The following is an 18,796-nucleotide window of genomic DNA, read 5'->3' as shown; positions in this document are numbered from 1 at the left end:
GTCAGCCGGCCATCAACGTTTCCCTCCGCCGCCGCGGCAACGCGGCAGCATGACCGTCGCCGCCGTGTTCGCGGTGCTGGTGGCGGTGGTGTTGCTGGGCGTGCTGCAGTTGGGCTACGGGGCCTACATGAAGCGCGAGATGCAGAAGGCGGCGGATCTGGCCGCGTTGTCGGCGGTGCAGGTCCTGAATCTGGGCGCCAGCGCGGACTGCACGCGCGCCGCCGCCGCAGGCCGCGCATCCGCCCTGGCCAATCTGCCGGACATTCTTGACACGTTCACGGCCGCCGACCTGACGGTGGAGTGCAAGGTGTGGGATCCGGTGCGGTCCGACGCCAGCGGCGTGCACGTGTTCGACGCGGCGGGCGGGCAGGCCTACAACGCGGTGCGGGTGGCGGTGCGCAAGCAGCTGGCCAATCTGGTCCCCGGCGTGGACGGCGTCACGGCGTCGGCCGCGGCGGTGGCGACCCGCACGCCGCCGGTGGCCGCCTTCACGGTGGGATCGCGCCTCCTGCGGCTGGAGCGCGGCGGGTTGCTGTCGCAGCTGCTGGCGACGGCGGGTGCTTCGCCGTCGCAACTGGACGTGCTGGATGCCGCGGGGCTGGCCAACGTCAACATCACGCCGGCCGGTCTGCTGGAAGCGCTGGGCCTGCCGCTGTCGGCCGTGGCCGGCGTGGGCACGCCCGAACAATTGGCCGCGCTCAACACCCTGACGCTGGGCCAGTTGCTGAACGCGACGCTCAGCGTCATCGACAAACAGGCAACGGCCACCGCCGACGTGGCGCTGCTGCGCAACGCCATCAACACCGTCCTGGCCGTGATGCCGCTGAATCTGCCGGTGAAACTGCTGGGCGACGGCGGTGTGCTGGATCTGCACGTCGCGGGCGGCGACGCCAGCGCCGCGTTGCAGGCCGAGGTCAACGCGCTCAACGTCCTGGAAACCGCCTTGGTCATCGCCAACGGCAGCAACCTGATCAATTTGGGGCTGAGTGTGCCCTTGCTTGGCCTGGACGCACGTGTTCGCATCGTCGAGCCGCCGTCCGTGGGCGTGGGCGGCGTGGGCACGCAGGCGATCAGCGCCGGGATCCGCGTCTATCTGCGCGTCAACACCACCAACATTCCGCTGGTCGGCCCCTTGCTGGCCAAGACCCTGAACACCAAGGTGGACCTGCCCATCATCATCGACGTGGCGCAATCGACGGGCACGCTGCGCAAGCTGTGCGAGGCGCCGCTGCAGGAAAACCAGGCGGTGATCGACGTGACGTCGGCCGCAGCAAACGTCTGCCTGGGGCGCTTTCCCGGCATGACGTCGGCCACGGACAGCAGCGCCGCAAACTTCCAGTCGCTTACCAATCGCTGCGAACCGAGCGCGTTCACCGCAATCGGCCGCCATCAGGTCCTGAACGTGCTGGGCATCCTGCCGCTCACGGCGCGGGTAACGCTGCCGGTGTTCAGTTCGACGGCGCCCGTTTCGGTCACGCTGACCGAGCCGCCATCGCCCAACGCCACGGCCACCGTCAACGCCACGAACGTAAACCTGTCCAAGCTGGCCGCCAACCTCACGGACGCGCTGATCGGCGGCATCCTGGGCGACCTTTTCAACACCGGCACGCCATTGACCGAAGCGCAGCGCAAGGACCTGGCGACCCAGTTGGTGGGCGGCGACAAGAACAACGCGGGCAAGACGATCTCCAAGGTGGTCAACGACATGCAGTGGTCCAAGACCGCGATGGACCAGTTGAGCGCGCGCTTGACTACCGGCGGCCTGACCGGGGTGCTGGGCGGCACGCTGCAACTGGTGGGCGGCATTCTGAACTCGCTGCTGCTGGCGCCCATCAGCGATGTGACGTGCGCGCTGGCGCTGACGCCGGATGCAATCCGGCAGTGCCGGGTCAACGCGGTCGGCACGCTGGCCCTGAACGGCAGCGGCCAGGTCGGCGGCGTGCTGTCGGTCGTCATGGTGCTGCTGGACCCCTTGCTCAGCTCGCTGTCCGTGGCGCTGCAGCAATTGCTCGATGTGCTGGGCCTGAGCGTGGGCCAGACCGACGTCGCCCTGATATCCGTGGATTGCGGCAAACCCCGCCTGGTGTACTGATGACAACGCTCCTGAATTCCATTTCCTTCCCTCCCGCATGGGCCAAGCGATGAGCGAGAATTTCGCGCGCGAAGATTTTGACGTGTACGTCTGGGAAGGCGCCTCCGACATCGCCAGCCGCGCCGAACGCTGTCTGGCCGGCATGGACGTGTCGCTGATCCGGGCCGACGCCGGCACGGCGTTCCCGCCGCCACGCGACGTGTCGCGGCGCGCGGTGGCGCTGGTGTCCGTGTCCGTGATGGGCGACAAGCGCTTCGGCGGCTACGACTGGCTGGCGGCGCAAGGCATGCCGGTCATCTGGGTGGCGGCGGAGGCGCGAGGGCGCGATCCGCGCTTCTACCCGCCGGAATACTCGTATACGCTGCCGCTGTCCTTTACCAGCGCGGACCTGCGCAAGTTGCTGACGGAATTGCTGGGCACGCTGAACCAGCTGGACCGCGCGGCGCCCCGGCGCGAGCAGCCGCTGATCGCCGTATCCGCGGCCATGCAGGACCTGCTGGCCGAAGCCGAGGTCTACGCGGACTGCCGCAGCAATGTGCTGATCCACGGCGAAACCGGCGTGGGCAAGGAGCGTATCGCGCGCCTGCTGCATGACGAGGCCGCATGGCGCGCGGGTCCGTTCGTGGCGGTCAATTGCGGCGCCATCCCCGAAGGCCTCTTCGAAGCGCATTTCTTTGGCCATGCGAAGGGCGCGTTCACAGGTGCAATCGGTGCGCACAAAGGGTATTTCGAGCAGGCGCACGGCGGCACGCTGTTCCTGGACGAGATCGGCGATCTGCCGCTGTACCAGCAGGTCAAGCTGTTGCGGGTGCTGGAACAGAACACGGTGACGCGGCTGGGTTCAACGGCGGAGGTGCCGGTGGACTTTCGTCTGGTTGCCGCCACCAACAAGGACCTTCGGATGCTGGTGGGGCAGGGCGAATTCCGCGCGGATCTGTATTACCGGCTGGCGGTCATCGAGCTGCGCATTCCCAATCTGGAGCAGCGCGGTCCGCACGAGAAGGCGGCGATCTTTCGCGCCTTGCTGCTGAGCCAGGGCGTGCAGGACGAGCCCCCGCCATGGCTGCTGGACCGCGTGGCGCGCACGCGTTACGAGGGCAACGTGCGCGAACTGTCCAACGTGGCCGAGCGCGTGGCCATCGTGCGGCGACAGTTCCAGGCCTGGGACCAGCCGCGCATCGAGCGCATCTTCGATCAATTGGCCGAACCGCTTCGGGCGGCCGGCACGGCGGCTGTGCGATTCGATCCCGCCAGCTTCACCGATGCCGAACGCGCCGAACGCGAACGCGTGCTTGCGGCGCTGGAAGCCAATGGCTGGCGCCGTCAGGACACCGCGCACACGCTCGGCATCAGCCGCAAGGTGCTATGGGAAAAGATGCGCAAGCTGCACTTGGGCGCCGCGCAGAACGAATCGGCCGACGGCCTTGCCGAGACGACTTGAACCCGCAATAGGGAATGGCCCGTACGGGGCCACAGTTTCGAAGCCGAATCAGACGAGCATTGCTCTGTCGGCAGAAATAAATTGATATAGTTCCGCAACCGTTTTTTTGGGGTGAATATGAACGTCCAATTTATCCGTGGCGCCACCCGCGTGGCGTTGTTGGGCTCGGTCCTGACAAGTCTGGCCGCTTGCGCCAGCGCGCAGCCGGAACCGCCCCGGCCCACGGTTAAACAGGTCGAGGACACGCAGGCCGCCTCCACGCCCGTGACACCGCCCGCGCCGCCGCCGGCTGCGCGTCCGGCCTCCACGGTGTTGGAGCTGCAAAGCCTGATCCAGAACCGCCAGGTGTCGGAGCTGCGCACGGCCTACAACGGCACCTACGGCGCCAGCCTGTTGTTCAAGCCCGATGACCTGACGTATTACGTCGCGCTGTTCCAGCAGAAGGACTTCTGGCGCGTGATCAAGACCAAGTCCGACAAGCAGGCCGAAGCCACGTATCGCGCGTTCGTCGCGCAGTCCGCCGAGCTCGCCGAAGTGGACATCAAGCGCATCAAGATGCAGGCCGAAAACGCGCATGCCGAAAAACTGCTGGCCAGCCGCAGCGCCGAACTGAGCGCGCTGCAAGCTGACCGCACCGTGCGGCTGCAGCAGGAAGAGCAGGTCGCGGCGCGTCAGCAGCAATCACGCGAGGAAGCCACGGCGCTGGCCGGACAGCAGAAGGACGTGCGCCAGCAACTGCGCGACCTGCAGCGCCAGATCGACGCCTTGCAGGCGCAACAGGCACAGGTCGGCAATCCGGCAGCGCAAACCCGGGCCAAGTAGCACGCCTTCTTGTACTCTGGGCGTTGCACCCCATATAGACGCCATGGCTTTGAAAGTTTTTGACCTCCAGTGCGACCACGACCACATCTTTGAAGGGTGGTTCGGGTCGCACGAAGACTACGACGCGCAGCAAGCGCGCGGCCTTGTCACGTGCCCCGTCTGCGGGTCGGCCACCATCACCAAGCGCCTGTCCGCTCCCCGTTTGAATGTCGCCCACCTGCACGCGCCTGCGGCCCAGCCGCTCGTGCCGGCCGGCGCGTCCGACGCGGAAAAGATGGCGGCCCTGCAGGCCGCCGTCATGCGCCAGGTTCGCGCGCTGGTGCGCAGCACCGAAAACGTCGGCCCCCGCTTCGCCGAAGAAGCGCGCCGCATCCACGAAGGCGACGCCGACGACCGCCCCATCCGCGGCACCGCCACGGTGGAAGAACGCGAAGCCCTGGCCGAGGACGGCATCGAAGTCATGGCGGTCCCGGATTTTCTGGACGACGAACGATTGCAATAGCGGGCCGAGGTGTCCGGCTCTCCTGGCTAGATGATCTGCAGTTTGAAGCAGCGTCTCAAAGGGTGTCAGACACCTTGCCACCCACCGCCCAAAAAAAAGCCAGACCGAAATAGGTCTGGCTTTTTTGCGCTGGGCCGGATCAGTTGTTGACGCGGCTGCGGTATTCGTTGGTGCGGGTGTCGATTTCGATCTTGTCGCCAATGGCGCAGAACAGCGGCACGTTCAGTTCGTAGCCGGTGTTGATCTTGGCCGGCTTGGTCACCTTGCCCGAGGTATCGCCACGGACGGCGGGTTCGGTGTAGGTGATTTCGCGCACGAGCGTGGTGGGCAGTTCAACCGAGATGGCGCGGCCGTCGTAGAAGACCACTTCCACGGGCATCGCTTCTTCCAGGTAGTTGAGCGCGTCGCCCATGCTTTCGGCTTCGATTTCGTACTGGTTGTACTCTTCGTCCATGAAGACGTACATCGGGTCGCCGAAGTAGGAATACGTGCATTCCTTGCGATCCAGTTGAACGACTTCGAACTTTTCGTCGGCCTTGTAGACCGATTCGCTGGCCGAGGCGGTCAAGAGGTTCTTGAACTTCAGCTTGACCACGGCGGCGTTACGGCCAGACTTGTTGTATTCGGCCTTCTGGACCACGAGGGGATCCTTGCCGACCATGACCACGTTTCCGACTCGCAATTCCTGAGCGGTTTTCATCGATAAAACTCCGGGGGTGATGGGTGCACTCGCCGTGCTTGCATAAGCCGCGTGAGGCTTTGCACACCCCGGGAGGCGTCATAGTTGAGGCCCGACAGATTCAGGGCAACTCAGAAAACTCTCTATTCTAACGTTTCTTGGCCAACTCTGCGCAAAACGTGGCCAGATTTTCGGCCAGGCCGGGCAGGGCCGACTGGCTGGCGTTCCAGGCGAGGGCTGCGTCGGACCACGCGCGCCAGGCGTCGGGCGCCAGCGCGGCGCTGACGGCCGGGGCCGTGCGGCCGGGTTCGGACTCGTTCCAGGCGCGGATCAGCGCATGCGCCGTTTCGGGGGCCGGGTAGCGCGCCAGCCAGGCTTCCAGCTTTTCAAGATGGACGTTTTCGTCCTGGGGATAGATCTGCCAGACCAGCGGCCGGGCGGCCCAGGCGGCCCGCACGAAGGAATCTTCGCCACGCACGAAATTCAAGTCCGCGCACCACAGCAGGCGGTCGTAATCGGGCTGCGCCAGAAAAGGCAACCGGACGACGCGCGGCGCGCCAGCCGACTGGCAGGCCGCTTCCAGCGCGGGCGCGACGCCCTGCGGCACCAGCAGCAGGGTAGGGCGCGTGTCGGCCGCCAGGGCCTGGGCCAGTTCGGCCACCGCCGCCGACGGATAGCAAAACAGGGACACGGTGCGCGCGCCACTGCGCCGCAGCGCCAGCGCATCGTCCGGCACGCCGGCCGACCGCAGAAAGGCGTCCTGCATGTCCGCCGAGCCCTGCAGCGCTTCGCGCTCCACGGCCAGGGCCGGTTCGCGCAGCAGGCCGCCCGTGGCCGGCGTAAAGCCCGGAAAAAAGAAGTGCTTCACCAGGCCGTCCGGCCGCTGCGACGGCAGCCCGTGGCAGCTTTCGACCCACGCTTCGGCGCTCAGATATTCCAGGTTGATCCAGACGGGGTGGCTGCGGCGCATGGACGCGACGAAGGCCTCGGGCGGATCGCACGCGAACGCCTCGATCACGACGTCGCGCGCCTGCAGCGTGGCGTCCGGTGCATCGGACCAATGCACGACGTCGACGCCCGACAACTGCTGGCGCGCGGCGTCGGCCGAGATGCCGGGCTGGATGTGCGAGAAGCTGGCCAGATCGTCGACCCACAGGCGGACATCCCACTGGAAATCGCGCGCTAGCTGGCGCGCAAGACGCCAGCAGACGCCGATATCGCCGTAGTTGTCGACGACCCGGCAGAAAATGTCCGCTTGCATGGCTGGCCTAGTGGAACTGGGCGGGGGCGGCCTCGGCGTCCTCGGGCAGTTCGGCATGCACCAGTTCGCCCAGGGGATTCGGGAAGTAGGGCGCGCCGCAGTCCTCGCAGTACTCGGGCGGCAGCACGCCGGGGATGCGGCGAACGTCCGTGACCCCGTATTCCTTCAGCAGTGCCGCGATCTCGTCGACCACGTCGGGCTGGCCTTCGTCCATGACCAGGTCTTCCTCGCGGCCGTACAGCGGCCACACGCAGCCGTAATACACGTCGTTGCTGCTGCGCGCGGTAAAGCCGATGCGGTATTCGTCGATGCGGCCTTCGCCGCAGCCGGCCACCACGGCCCGGAGCTGCGAGGCTTCAAGGTTGACGGCGCCTTCCAGCCAGCTGACCGCCGCGCGCAGCGACAGCGGGCGCACCTGACGGTCGGCTTCGCGGTTGCTGACGTAGTAGGCGTCGGGCAGCAGGGCCTCGAAACCGCACCCCGGCAGCAGCGCGGCCAGCGTGGGCTGCGCTTGCGCGGCCCACTGCGCCAGGCAGGCATCACGGCTGGCGTCGGCATCGCCCAGCTTTTCCTGCCAACGGAAGATCGGCTCGCCTTCGGGCACGGCGACCGTGCCGACGATGTAGCGCGTGTCGGCCAGCATGTTCGCGGTTTCGGTGTCGGTGTTCAGCGCCGGCTTGGTGGTCTCGGCGCCCAGCGCCTGCGAGCCCAGGCGTTGCAGCCATTGCCAGGTCTCGGAGAACGTGCGCGGCATCTGGTCCACGCTGACCAGCAGCGGCATCAACGTGGTGCGCGCATTGCTCGACAGGACATGCCCGTGAAGCTGGGCCAGCAGGGCTTGCTGCGCGCTGGCCGAAATGGGGCCGGTGGGAATGGCGTACCGGGTCCAGGCGACGATGGGCGCGACGATCAGCAGGATGTCGTAGCGAACGCCGTTTTTCTCGATCTTCATCGATTCGGACAGGGTTTCGGCCTGTTCGATCAGAACCTCGTAGGCGCCCACGTCGCTTTGGGCAAGGTGGTCCAGCGCCGCTTCGAGCGGGGCGTCCTGGCCAGCCTTGAGCAGCTTCGGGATCGCTTCGCCAAGCTGGGTCTCCCAGAAGACGTCTTCGACGCGGCTGCCCGAGCGGTTCAGCGCCTGGGCAAGCGCGACCAGCCGGGTAGCGTCACGGGTCATGCGGGGAGCGGATTGGCTGCGGGATCGGGCCATAACTTCGGGGAACGTCCATTCAGTGTGTAACGACGTAGTTTAACGCCCGGCACCCTCGGCGGGGTGACGGCCCATTGCGCGCCGGCCTGACTGACCCCGCCGCCGTTCGGTAGGGGCGTGACTACGGCGGAATTCTCAAGCGCGCGCGGTCTTCATTGATGCTTATCGGGCAACAGATTATCCCGAGACCGGGGGTTTATTGCTCGTTTGAATCGGCCGACAATGACGGCATCGTTATTGTTTCTGGAGGCACAGCCATGCGTTGGCCTACGCTTTTCGTATCCCACGGTTCTCCCATGCTCGCCGTCGAGCCCGGCCGCACCGGCCCCGCACTAGCGGACTGGAGCGCCGCGCAGGGCCGCAAGCCGCGCGGCATCCTGGTCGTTTCGCCGCACTGGATGGGCGAGGGGCTGGCGCTCTCGACCCGCGATCAGCAGGTCGCCTGGCACGACTTCGGCGGCTTCCCGCAGGAGCTTTACGCGCTGCAGTACGCCGCGCCCGGGTCGCCCGAACTGGCCGCGCGCGTGCAGGCGCTGCTGGCCGAATCGGGCATCGCCGCCGATCGTGATCCCCGGCGCCCGTTGGACCACGGGGCCTGGGTGCCGCTGCGCTATCTGTACCCGGATGTGGACGTGCCGGTTGTGCAACTGTCACTGGACATGGGGCGCGACGCGGCGGGACAGATGGAACTGGGCCGCGCGCTGGCGCGCCTGCGCGACGAAGACATCCTGATCATCGGCTCGGGGTCGCTGACGCACAACCTGCGCCACGTCCGCATGCCACAGAACGCGCCGGCGGCCGGCTACGTGCCGGGCTTTCAGGCGTGGTACGCGGACAAGCTGGCGCATCACGACGTGCCTGCGCTGCTGGATTGGCAGGCGCAGGCGCCCGGCGCCATGCAGGCGCATCCGCATGACGATCATCTGATGCCGCTGTATGTGGCATTGGGCGCGGGCGGCGCGAAGGCGCGGCGGCTGAATGACGAAGTGTCGTACGCGGCGTTGGCGATGGACGCCTATCAGTTTGATTAAGCCCGCGCCATTACCTGGTGTCTGACACCCGTTGAGAAACGGCGGCAAGCCGAAGATATCTCTGGAGGGTGTCAGACACCTCTGCTGCCCATGAAAAACGCCCCGGAACCGCAAGGTCCCGGGGCGTTCTTACTGAGCTGCGACCGTTGACGATCAGGCAGCAAGCAGTTGGCGCAGCACGAACGGCAGGATCCCGCCGTGCTGGTAATAATCGACCTCGATCGGGGTGTCGATACGCAGCAGCACGGTCACGTCCTGCTTCGAACCGTCCTTGCGCGTGATCGTCAACGTCACGTCCTGCATCGGCTTGATGCCGTTTTCCAGGCCCGAGATGTCGTACGTTTCTTCGCCGGTGATTCCCAGCGACTGCACGCTGTCGTTGCCCTTGAACTGCAGGGGCAGCACGCCCATGCCCACCAGGTTGCTGCGGTGGATGCGCTCGAAGCTGCGCGTGATGACCGCCTTGACGCCGAGCAGCTGGGTGCCCTTGGCGGCCCAGTCGCGCGACGAGCCGGTGCCGTATTCTTCGCCGCCGAACACCACGGTGGGCGTGCCGGCCGCGACGTACTTCATGGCGGCGTCGTAGATCGACATCTGTTCGCCGGTGGGCTGGAACAGGGTTTCGCCGCCTTCGAAGCGGCTGCCGTCCGGCAGCGCGGGAATCATGAGGTTCTTGATGCGCACGTTGGCGAAGGTGCCGCGCATCATGATTTCATGGTTGCCGCGGCGCGAACCGTAGCTGTTGAAGTCGGCCTTCATGACGCCGTTTTCCTTCAGCCACTTGCCGGCGGGCGAGCTTTCCTTGATGGAGCCGGCGGGCGAGATGTGGTCGGTGGTGACCGAGTCGCCGAAGACGCCCAGCGCGCGCGCGCCCTTGACCGTGGGCATCGCGCCCGGCGTCATGCCGAAACCTTCGAAGAAGGGCGGTTCGGCGATGTACGTGGAGTCGGGCCAGTTGTAGGTATCACCCGTGACGCCCTTGATGTTTTCCCACAGCTTGCCGGGGTTGCTCTTGACCTGGCCGTAGTTGGCCTCGAAGGCCTCGGGGTCCAGCGCGTACTTCAGCAGCGCGTCGATTTCCTCGGTGGTCGGCCAGATGTTGCCCAGCCACACGTCGCCGTTCTTGCCGCGGCCCACGGGCTCGGTCATCAGGTCGCGCGTGACGGTGCCGGCCAGGGCGTAGGCCACGACCAGCGGCGGCGAAGCCAGGAAGTTGGCCTTGATGTTCGGGTGGATGCGCGCCTCGAAGTTGCGGTTGCCCGAGAGCACTGCCGAGCAAACGAGGTCGTTGCTGGTGATGGCTTCGTTCAAGTCAGCCGTCAGGTCGCCGGCGTTGCCGATGCAGGTCGTGCAGCCGTAGGCCGCCACGTCGAAGCCCAGCTTTTCCAGGTAGGGCAAGAGGCCCGTCTTGGTCAGGTATTCGGTGACCACGCGCGATCCGGGGGCCAGCGAGGTCTTGATGTGCTTGGGCACCGTCAGGCCGGCTTCCACGGCCTTCTTGGCCAACAGGCCCGCCGCCAGCAGCACGCTGGGGTTGGACGTGTTGGTGCAGGACGTGATGGCGGCGATCAGGATGTCGCCGTTCTTGACCTTGGTGCCGGTGCTGGTGGTGAAGGTTTGATCCAGCTTTTCGGCGGGCTGGTTGAAGCCGTTTTCGGCGACCGGCTTGGAGAACAGGTCGATGAACGTGTTCTTGACGTTGCCGATCTCGATGCGGTCCTGCGGACGCTTCGGGCCAGCCAGCGACGGGGCGACGGTGGACAGGTCCAGCGTCAGCAGCTTGGTGAAGTTGATGTCCTGGGCCGCGGGAACGCCGAACATCTTCTGCGCCTTGAAATAGGCCTCGAAGGCAGCGATTTCCTCTTCGGTGCGGCCGGTGCCGCGGAAGTAGTCGATGGTGCGTTCGTCGACCGGGAAGAAGCCCATGGTGGCGCCGTACTCGGGCGCCATGTTGCCGATGGTGGCGCGTTCGGCCACGGTCAGGCTGGCGGTGCCTTCGCCGCAGAATTCGACGAACTTGCCCACCACCTTTTCACGGCGCAGCATTTCGGTGATGGTCAGCACCAGGTCGGTGGCGGTGACGCCGCCGCGCAACTGGCCCTTGAGCTCGACGCCCACGACGTCGGGCGTCAGGAAGTACACGGGCTGGCCCAGCATGCCGGCTTCCGCTTCGATGCCGCCCACGCCCCAGCCGACCACGCCGATGCCGTTGATCATGGTGGTGTGGCTGTCGGTGCCCACCAGCGAATCGGGGTAGAAGACGCTGTTCTTCTTGTCCTGGTGCACACCGCGCGCCAGGTATTCCAGGTTGACCTGGTGGACGATGCCGAAGCCCGGCGGCACGACGCCGAAGGTGTCGAACGCCTGCATGCCCCACTTCATGAACTGGTAGCGCTCCTGGTTGCGCTTGAACTCCAGCTTCATGTTCAGGTCCAGCGCGTTCTTGGTGCCGAAGTAATCGATCATGACCGAGTGGTCCACCACCAGGTCCACGGGCACCAGGGGTTCGATGCTCTTGGGGCTCTTGCCCATCTTGTCGGCAACCGAGCGCATGGCCGCGATGTCGGCCAAGAGCGGCACCCCGGTGAAGTCCTGCAGCACGACCCGGGCGACCACAAAGGGAATTTCATCTTCGCGCTTGGCGTTGGCCTGCCAGTTGGCGAGCTGCCGCACGTGTTCTTCGGTGACTTTCTTGCCATCGCAGTTGCGCAGCACGGATTCCAGCACGATGCGGATGGAGACCGGCAGCCGCTGCACGTCGATGCCGAGCGATTTGCCCAGCGCCGGCAGCGAGTAGAACTGACAGGACTTGTTGCCGATCTTGAAATTCTTGAGTGTGTCTAGGGTGTTGTGCGGCATGATGGACTCCGTGGTTTTGCCCAGGCTGAAGGCGGCATTTTCAGGCGTTTCGGCAGGTTTGTCATTGTCTCTTGGACAAGTTTGCCGAGGGTCTATATCTTGGTTTATGTCTTATATCTTATATAAGACTTGGGCGACGCGTCAAAGTTCCGGCCCTTTATCGACCCAGACCGGTCCGGATTCGGCGAAACCCTTACTTTGGCGGACGCGCGCCAAGCCTGCAAGACCCTGCGCGCGCAAGAATGGCCCTTAGATCAGGCGCGCCGGCAGCTCCGCCGCCACGTATTCAAGAAATCGTTTCAACGCCAGCGGCTCGCCGCAGCGCGCGGGCATGACGGCGTAGATTCGCGCGGGCGCCGCCGACCAGCTGGGCAGGATATGCGCCAGACCGCCTTGGTCGAGTTCAGGGCCGCACAGATAGCGCGGGACCAGCGCCACGCCCAGCCCCGCGCCGGCCATTGCGCGCAGCGTGTCCATATTGCTGCTCAGGCTGCGCGGCTGGAACTCCACCGATTCCATCTCGCCCGCTGGCCCGGTCAGCCGCCAGGTGTGCGGGCCGTCCTGCGTGCCGTGGGCCAGCAGGGGCAGGGCGGCCAGATCGCGCGGGTGGCGCGGTGCGGATCTGGCCATCGCAGGGCTGCACACCAGCGCCAGCGGCACAGGGGCAATTTCCAGCGCATTGAGCTTGGCATCCGTCAGCGAAGACGCCTGGGCGCGGAACGCCAGGTCGTAGCCTTCACCGACCAGATCGATGATCTGGTCGCGGGTATCCAGCAGCACCCGCACGCGCGGATGGTCCGCGCAGAAGCGGGCGACCAGCCCGCCCAACACCCGCGTCGCGAGCGGCGCCGGCGCGGTGATGCGCAGCATGCCGGCTGGCGCATCGCCCATCGACGCAGCCAGATCGAAGACGCTGCGCGCTTCGCGGGCCAGCGCCTGGGCGTGGGCATGTATCTGTTCGCCCATCGGCGTCAGCGACACACGGCGCGTATTGCGTTGAAGCAGCCGCACGCCCAGGCGCGCTTCAAGCTCCGCAACCCGGCGGCTGAGCTTGGAACGTTGCATATTCAACACACGTGCGGCCGCCGAGAAGCCACCTTTTTCGACAACTTCGCTGAAAAGCAGCAGGTCTTCAAGGCGATGAACGTAGTTAGGCATACAGCGTTTTAATAGGAGAAATTCGAAAATTTGATGGCATTGTCCTGACAGCCGGGACAATTATTCCTGAAATTGGCCCCTACTGTCCGGCGGGCCGACCTCATAAGCTGTCGCCGCAATACATGTTCAGCAAACAGCAAGGCAGCACTTTTTGACTCTTCATCTCAGCGCCGTCATCGCCGGATCCAGCCGCTACCTGGGCGACGCCTGCACCATCCGTCAGTTCCGCCATACCGATTTTTCGGGGGGCATGTCGCCCGTGGTGCTGGTGGACCACTTCGTCATGACGGGTCCCACGTTTGAGCCACATACGCACGCCGGCGTCAGCGCCGCGACGCTGCTGCTGGAAGACAGTACGGGCGTCATGCAGAGCCTGGAAGGCATCGAGAACAATCGCGAAATCCGCGCGGGCGACCTGCAGTGGACACAAGCCGGGCGAGGCATCGTGCACGCGCAGCGGCCGGCGGGCGACGCCACGCTGCACGGACTGCAGATCTTCATCGACCACCCGGCGCATCTGAAGTCCCTGCCGCCGTCTACGTCGTTGCTGCGCGCTGCGGACATGCCGGTCATCCAGACCCCCTCGGGCAAGGTGCGCGTGGTGGCGGGCAGCTATGCCGGTCTTGAATCGCCCTTGTGCACGCCCGAACCGCTGCTGATCCTGGACGGCTGGCTGCGGCCGGGCGCGACGACGCTCCTGCCCATGCCACCTGGCTGGAATGCCTGGTTCTATGCGGTGCAGGGCGACTTGGGCGTGCGCGCCAGGCACCGTAGCAAGGGCGGGCCGCCGCTGCCCAAGGTGGCGGGGGGCGATCCGGACTTTGCGGTGCTGCCCGCCGGTTCCGCCGCTGCCGCCAGCGCCACGCCGGATGGTGAAGAAGGGGTGCTGCTGCTGATGGCGGGCAAGGTGCCCGTTCATTTTGTGCTGGTGGCCGGCCCCGCCGTCGTGGCGGCGTCGGAGCAGGGCGCCGGCATCACGCCGGCTGCCGATGCGGCCCTAGCCGAGGCGCTGACGGCATACGACGCCGTGGAGAGCCCGGCGGCGGAAGATGCATTGAGCATCTGCTGAATCAGGACGGAATCTGTTGTTCAGCCGCAACGTTGGACACGGATTCTTCTTGAGGGACGCAATGAGAACGATTCTCTTTTGGTAACATCTAGCGCGTCAGATCTCTCAAGCGGATCTCCCCACCGCACCGCGGAGCTTGTTTCCGCACCACCAGCGTCCCCATATGAAAATCAGAACTCTCGCTTGCATGGCCGCCGCGCTGCCGTGCTTTGGCGCCGTCCACGCCCAGACCGCGCCCCAGACAGCCCCCCAGACGACCCAGCCCGCCACGACCAGCGGTCCCGTGACCTCGATGGACGCCATCCGGGTCGAGGCGAGCGCTGACGCGTCCGCCGGCGGCCTGTCGGCGCCGTTCGCGGGCGGCCAGGTGGCCCGCGGCGGCCGTGTCGGCATCCTCGGCACCGAGGATTTCATGAACACGCCGTTCAGCGTGACCAGCTACACGAATGAGCTGATCCAGGATCGTCAGGCGAAGAGCGTGGGCGATGTGCTGCAGAACGACTCGGGCGTGCGCGTGGCGCGCGGCTTCGGTAATTTCCAGGAGTCGTACTTCATTCGCGGCTTCATCCTGAGCTCGGATGATGTGGCCTACAACGGCCTCTACAGCCTGCTTCCCCGCCAATACATTGCCACCGAACTGTTCGAGCGCGTGGAAGTGCTCCGCGGCGCAACCGCCTTCCTGACGGGCGCGACGCCCGGCGGCGGCGGCATCGGCGGCGTGATCAACCTGGTGCCCAAGCGCGCGCCGAACGAACCGCTGACGCGCGTCACCACGGGCGTTTCCAGCGGCGGCCAATTCCAGCTTTCCACCGACATCGCGCGCCGCTTCGGCCCGGATGACAGTACCGGCATCCGCCTGAACGCCGCACAACGCAGCGGCGACACGGCGATCGATGACGAACACAGCCGCACCAGCGTCGTTTCGCTGGGCCTGGACTGGCGGTCGGCCGACACGCGCCTGTCCGCCGACATCGGCTGGCAGGAAAACAAGCTCAAGCGTCCGCGTCCCAACGTGACGCTGGGCGCCGGTGTCACGACCGTGCCCGATGCGCCGGACGCCAGCTCGAACTATGCGCAGCCGTGGACCTATTCCAACGAGCGCGACGTCTTCGGCACGTTGCGCGCCGAACATGACTTCAGCGACAAGCTGACCGCGTACGGCGCGTTCGGCATGCGCCGTAGCGACGAAGCCAATTCGCTGGGCAACATCACGCTCACCAATGGCAGCACCGGCGCCGGCAATTTCTACCGCTTCGACAACACCCGCGAAGACAGCGTCAACACGGGAGAAATCGGCCTGCGCGGCAAGTTGCGCACCGGTCCCGTGGGTCACGAATTCGTCGTGTCGGCCTCGTGGTTCGATCTGAAGAAGAAGAACGCGTACGTGATGGACTTCCGCAACACGTTCCCCACGAACATCTACGATCCCATCTCGTACGACAAGCCTGCATTCAGTGCCGGCGCGCTGCGCGGCAACGATCTGGACAACCCCGCGTTGCAAGGCCGTACCCGCCTGAGCAGCTATGCCATCGGCGACACGATGTCCTTCCTTGACGACAAGGTGCTGTTCACCGCCGGCATTCGTCATCAGCGCATGTCGCAACGTGACTACGCCTACAACACCGGCGCGGAAAGCGGCGCCTACGACGCCAGCCACAATTCGCCGGCCTTCGGTCTGGTGTTCAAGGTGGCGCCGAGCGTTTCGCTGTATGCCAACTACATCGAAGCCTTGGTTGCCGGCCCGACCGCGCCTGCGACGGCAGGCGGCCGTCCCGTGCCGAACGTTGGCCAGAGCCTGCCGCCCTTCGTGTCCAAGCAGAAGGAAGTGGGCGTGAAGTACGAAGGCGAGAGCCTCGGCGGCGGCCTGGCGTTCTTCTCGACCGACAAGCCGCGCGCGGCCTACAACGCCAGCAACGAGCTGACCAATTCGGGCGAAGACCGCCACCAAGGCGTCGAACTGACCGTCTTCGGCGAGCCCGTGCGCAGCGTGCGTCTCCTGGGCGGCCTGACCTGGCTGGATGCCAAGCAGGTCAAGACCGGCACCGCCTCGCTGAACGGCAACCGCGTGATCGGCGTGCCGCGCTTCCAGGCCAACATGGGCGTGGAATGGGACATCCCGGGCGTGGAAGGCCTGGCCATCGATGGCCGCGTGGTCTACACCGGCTCGTCGTATGCCGATGACGCCAACACGCTCAAGGTTCCCGGCTGGACGCGCTTTGACGCCGGCCTGCGCTACATGATGGACGTCGACGGCCACGTCGTGACGCTGCGCGCCCGCGTCGACAACATCGCCAATCGCAACTACTGGTCGTCGGTGGGCGGTTACCCGGGCAACGGCTACCTCGTCCTGGGCGGCCCGCGCACGTTCTCGCTGTCGGCGAGCATGGACTTCTGATCGCTGCGGGCTGATGCCCGTACATGAAAAATCCCCCGAAAGCCTCGCGACGCGGGGGATTTTTTTGACCTGTCGCCGCGCAGGTGCACAACGGTGTCTGACCACCTCGGGAGACGATCCTCAGCCTGTACCGTCGTCTCTGCGGGGTGTCAGACACCCAACAGGCGACGCCTTACCAGAACCATCCGCCCCGCGACAGGCTCGACTCGCAGCTCTTGTACTGCGCGGTAAATTTCTCGGCGCGCGCCTGCACTTTCTGCGACACGGTCTTCAACCACGCCTTACGGTCATAACTACGGTTGCGGTATCCGGTCCAGCCTTCGTGATAGTTCAGGTACTGCCCATACGCATCCCACTTAGAGATCCCGTTGATGCGCTGCGTCTTGCTCATGTACCAGCCCATGAAGTCGAGCGCGTCGGCAAAGTTGTCGCGGCTGGACGTCCAACCGCCCGCTTCGCGCTTGTAGTCGGCCCAGGTTTCGTCCTTGGCCTGCGCGTACCCATAGGCGGAACTGACGCGGCCCCACGGAATGAAGCCCAGAAAGTAATAGCGCGGCGGCAAGGCGTCGTGCTTGAAGGACGACTCCTGGTACATCATCGCGATGGGCACCGGCACCGGGGCGCCCCATTTCTTCTGCACGTCCAGCGCCGCGTCGTGCCATTCCGGTTTCTCTCGGAAGATGGCGCAGATGTTGTCGGGATTCGAGGGCGGCGCGGTGGCGCAGCCGGCTAGCGTCAGCAACAGCGTCGGCGGCAATAGCCGGATCATTGGCAGGCTTCCTCCAGGAAAAATGCGCCGGGGCTTCTCCGGCGTTGGCGGCCGACGTCTCACCGGCATGCCTGGATTGTATTGAAACGTTTCGTTATACAGGCTGCGCGCCGATCCGAATTGCCCGGATAAAGGCAAAAAAAACGGCCCCGGGCGATTGCACGGGGCCGTTGTTCAGGCCGCAAGGCCTGGCAGGGGAGTCGGGATCAGACCTCGATCACGTCCGCCACGTCCTTGTAGTCGGCGATCTTGTCGAAGTTCAGGTACTGGTAGATCTGGTCGCCGCTCTTGTTGATGACGCCCATGTCGGCCATGTACTCGTCCTTGGTCGGGATGCGGCCAAGCTTCGAGCAGATGGCGGCCAGTTCGGCCGAACCCAGGTACACGTTCGTGTTCTTGCCCAGGCGGTTCGGGAAGTTGCGGGTGCTGGTCGACATGACCGTCGCGCCTTCGCGGACCTGCGCCTGGTTGCCCATGCACAGCGAGCAGCCCGGCATTTCGGTGCGGGCGCCGGCGGTGCCGAACACGCCGTAGTGGCCTTCCTCGGTCAGCTGCGTGGCGTCCATCTTGGTCGGGGGAGCGACCCACAGCTTGACCGGAATGTCGCGCTTGCCTTCGAGCAGCTTGGACGCTGCGCGGAAGTGGCCGATGTTGGTCATGCAGCTGCCGATGAACACTTCGTCGATCTTGGCGCCGGCGACTTCCGACAGCGTCTTGACGTCGTCGGGGTCGTTCGGGCAGGCAACGATGGGCTCATGCACGTCGGCCAGGTCGATCTCGATGACCGCGGCGTATTCGGCGTCGGCGTCCGGCTCCAGCAGCTTGGGATCGGCCAGCCAGGCTTCCATCGCTTTGATGCGGCGGCCCAGCGTGCGCTCGTCTTCGTAGCCGTTGGCGATCATCCACTTGAGCATCACGATGTTGCTGTTGATGTACTCGATGATCGGTTCCTTGTTCAGGAACACCGAGCAACCGGCGGCCGAGCGCTCGGCCGAGGCGTCGGACAGTTCAAAGGCTTGTTCGACCTTCAGGTCGGGCAGGCCTTCGATTTCCAGGATGCGGCCGGAGAAGATGTTCTTCTTGCCTTGCTTGGCAACCGTCAGCAGGCCTTGCTTGATGGCGTACAGCGGGATGGCGTTGACCAGGTCGCGCAGCGTGACGCCGGGTTGCAGCTTGCCCTTGAAGCGGACCAGCACCGATTCCGGCATGTCCAGCGGCATGACGCCGGTGGCGGCGGCAAAGGCCACCAGGCCCGAGCCGGCGGGGAACGAGATGCCGATGGGGAAGCGGGTGTGCGAGTCGCCGCCGGTGCCGACGGTGTCGGGCAGCAGCATGCGGTTCAGCCACGAGTGGATCACGCCGTCGCCGGGACGCAGCGACACGCCGCCACGCGTGCTGATGAACTCAGGCAGCGTGTGGTGCGTCTTGACGTCGACGGGCTTGGGGTAGGCGGCGGTGTGGCAGAACGACTGCATCACCAGGTCGGACGAGAAGCCCAGGCAGGCCAG

General features: G+C 65.6%; 14 protein-coding genes. 7 read left to right on the top strand and 7 right to left on the bottom strand.

Features of this window, described 5'->3' with window-relative positions:
- Positions 1-49 precede the first annotated feature (49 nt).
- The 4 genes from B2W22_RS02445 to B2W22_RS02430 all read left to right on the top strand — a co-directional run bounded on the left by B2W22_RS02445 (position 50) and on the right by B2W22_RS02430 (position 4,857).
- The gene (locus B2W22_RS02445) at positions 50-2,092 is read left to right on the top strand and encodes a TadG family pilus assembly protein (protein ID WP_286936073.1); all 2,043 of its coding nucleotides are present in this window, start codon (positions 50-52) and stop codon (positions 2,090-2,092) included.
- Positions 2,093-2,141: 49 nt separating this feature from the next.
- Positions 2,142-3,533: a sigma 54-interacting transcriptional regulator gene (locus B2W22_RS02440; protein WP_175183976.1), complete on the top strand. Its 1,392-nt coding sequence runs from the start codon at positions 2,142-2,144 to the stop codon at positions 3,531-3,533.
- 117 nt (positions 3,534-3,650) lie between these two features.
- Positions 3,651-4,355, top strand: a complete 705-nt coding sequence (locus B2W22_RS02435; protein ID WP_286936072.1) for a DUF2968 domain-containing protein — start codon at positions 3,651-3,653, stop codon at positions 4,353-4,355.
- Positions 4,356-4,398: 43 nt separating this feature from the next.
- Positions 4,399-4,857, top strand: a complete 459-nt coding sequence (locus B2W22_RS02430; protein WP_175123669.1) for a DUF1178 family protein — start codon at positions 4,399-4,401, stop codon at positions 4,855-4,857.
- A gap of 139 nt (positions 4,858-4,996) precedes the next feature.
- Here the strand turns inward: B2W22_RS02430 and efp are convergent, their stop codons facing one another.
- The 3 genes from efp to B2W22_RS02415 all read right to left on the bottom strand — a co-directional run bounded on the left by efp (position 4,997) and on the right by B2W22_RS02415 (position 8,007).
- A complete protein-coding gene (gene efp / locus B2W22_RS02425; RefSeq protein ID WP_006225610.1) occupies positions 4,997-5,557 on the bottom strand; it encodes an elongation factor P in 561 nt (186 codons plus the stop codon).
- 127 nt (positions 5,558-5,684) lie between these two features.
- On the bottom strand, positions 5,685-6,797 hold the full coding sequence (gene earP, locus B2W22_RS02420; protein ID WP_286936071.1) for an elongation factor P maturation arginine rhamnosyltransferase EarP: 1,113 nt from the start codon (positions 6,795-6,797) through the stop codon (positions 5,685-5,687).
- 7 nt (positions 6,798-6,804) lie between these two features.
- The gene (locus B2W22_RS02415; RefSeq protein WP_175183974.1) at positions 6,805-8,007 is read right to left on the bottom strand and encodes a DUF2863 family protein; all 1,203 of its coding nucleotides are present in this window, start codon (positions 8,005-8,007) and stop codon (positions 6,805-6,807) included.
- 257 nt (positions 8,008-8,264) lie between these two features.
- Between B2W22_RS02415 and B2W22_RS02410 the strand changes: the two genes are divergently transcribed.
- Positions 8,265-9,038 carry a DODA-type extradiol aromatic ring-opening family dioxygenase gene (locus B2W22_RS02410; protein ID WP_286936070.1) on the top strand — a complete coding sequence of 258 codons (774 nt, stop codon included), beginning with the start codon at positions 8,265-8,267 and terminating at the stop codon, positions 9,036-9,038.
- A gap of 153 nt (positions 9,039-9,191) precedes the next feature.
- Here B2W22_RS02410 and acnA read toward each other — a convergent pair whose 3' ends face one another.
- Both acnA and B2W22_RS02400 read right to left on the bottom strand, forming a co-directional pair.
- Positions 9,192-11,897 (bottom strand): aconitate hydratase AcnA, encoded by a 2,706-nt coding sequence (gene acnA / locus B2W22_RS02405; protein ID WP_239213206.1) that lies wholly within the window; start codon positions 11,895-11,897, stop codon positions 9,192-9,194.
- A gap of 249 nt (positions 11,898-12,146) precedes the next feature.
- Positions 12,147-13,055 carry a LysR substrate-binding domain-containing protein gene (locus B2W22_RS02400; RefSeq protein WP_175123664.1) on the bottom strand — a complete coding sequence of 303 codons (909 nt, stop codon included), beginning with the start codon at positions 13,053-13,055 and terminating at the stop codon, positions 12,147-12,149.
- Between the two features lie 151 nt (positions 13,056-13,206).
- Between B2W22_RS02400 and B2W22_RS02395 the strand changes: the two genes are divergently transcribed.
- Together B2W22_RS02395 and B2W22_RS02390 are read left to right on the top strand one after the other, a co-directional pair.
- Complete coding sequence (locus tag B2W22_RS02395; protein ID WP_286936069.1) at positions 13,207-14,124, top strand: pirin family protein; 918 nt, start codon at positions 13,207-13,209, stop codon at positions 14,122-14,124.
- 163 nt (positions 14,125-14,287) lie between these two features.
- Entirely contained in the window at positions 14,288-16,519 is a 2,232-nt protein-coding gene (locus tag B2W22_RS02390; RefSeq protein WP_218344621.1) for a TonB-dependent receptor, read from the top strand.
- 172 nt (positions 16,520-16,691) lie between these two features.
- Here the strand turns inward: B2W22_RS02390 and B2W22_RS02385 are convergent, their stop codons facing one another.
- Together B2W22_RS02385 and B2W22_RS02380 are read right to left on the bottom strand one after the other, a co-directional pair.
- Positions 16,692-17,288, bottom strand: coding sequence for a hypothetical protein (locus B2W22_RS02385; protein WP_056563184.1), 597 nt, complete (start codon positions 17,286-17,288; stop codon positions 16,692-16,694).
- Positions 17,289-17,494: 206 nt separating this feature from the next.
- Positions 17,495-18,796, bottom strand: a 1,302-nt coding sequence (locus B2W22_RS02380) for a bifunctional aconitate hydratase 2/2-methylisocitrate dehydratase (protein WP_286936068.1), incomplete at its 5' end; no start/stop codon positions are given.

Origin of the sequence: Achromobacter sp. UBA4530 (assembly GCF_002388205.1) — a bacterium.
Taxonomy (GTDB): domain Bacteria; phylum Pseudomonadota; class Gammaproteobacteria; order Burkholderiales; family Burkholderiaceae_B; genus Achromobacter; species Achromobacter animicus.
The sequence above is the reverse complement of the archived record's forward strand: the minus strand, read 5'-3'. Positions and strand labels throughout refer to the sequence as shown.

Excerpts from the sequence above, each read along its gene's own strand:
- B2W22_RS02385 (WP_056563184.1), bottom strand. The coding sequence starts at position 17,288 with ATGATCCGGCTATTGCCGCCGACGCTGTTGCTGACGCTAGCCGGCTGC.
- B2W22_RS02435 (WP_286936072.1), top strand. The coding sequence starts at position 3,651 with ATGAACGTCCAATTTATCCGTGGCGCCACCCGCGTGGCGTTGTTGGGC.
- B2W22_RS02410 (WP_286936070.1), top strand. The coding sequence starts at position 8,265 with ATGCGTTGGCCTACGCTTTTCGTATCCCACGGTTCTCCCATGCTCGCC.
- B2W22_RS02440 (WP_175183976.1), top strand. The coding sequence starts at position 2,142 with ATGAGCGAGAATTTCGCGCGCGAAGATTTTGACGTGTACGTCTGGGAA.
- earP (WP_286936071.1), bottom strand. The coding sequence starts at position 6,797 with ATGCAAGCGGACATTTTCTGCCGGGTCGTCGACAACTACGGCGATATC.
- B2W22_RS02445 (WP_286936073.1), top strand. The coding sequence starts at position 50 with ATGACCGTCGCCGCCGTGTTCGCGGTGCTGGTGGCGGTGGTGTTGCTG.
- B2W22_RS02390 (WP_218344621.1), top strand. The coding sequence starts at position 14,288 with ATGAAAATCAGAACTCTCGCTTGCATGGCCGCCGCGCTGCCGTGCTTT.
- B2W22_RS02415 (WP_175183974.1), bottom strand. The coding sequence starts at position 8,007 with ATGGCCCGATCCCGCAGCCAATCCGCTCCCCGCATGACCCGTGACGCT.
- B2W22_RS02430 (WP_175123669.1), top strand. The coding sequence starts at position 4,399 with ATGGCTTTGAAAGTTTTTGACCTCCAGTGCGACCACGACCACATCTTT.
- acnA (WP_239213206.1), bottom strand. The coding sequence starts at position 11,897 with ATGCCGCACAACACCCTAGACACACTCAAGAATTTCAAGATCGGCAAC.
- B2W22_RS02400 (WP_175123664.1), bottom strand. The coding sequence starts at position 13,055 with ATGCCTAACTACGTTCATCGCCTTGAAGACCTGCTGCTTTTCAGCGAA.
- efp (WP_006225610.1), bottom strand. The coding sequence starts at position 5,557 with ATGAAAACCGCTCAGGAATTGCGAGTCGGAAACGTGGTCATGGTCGGC.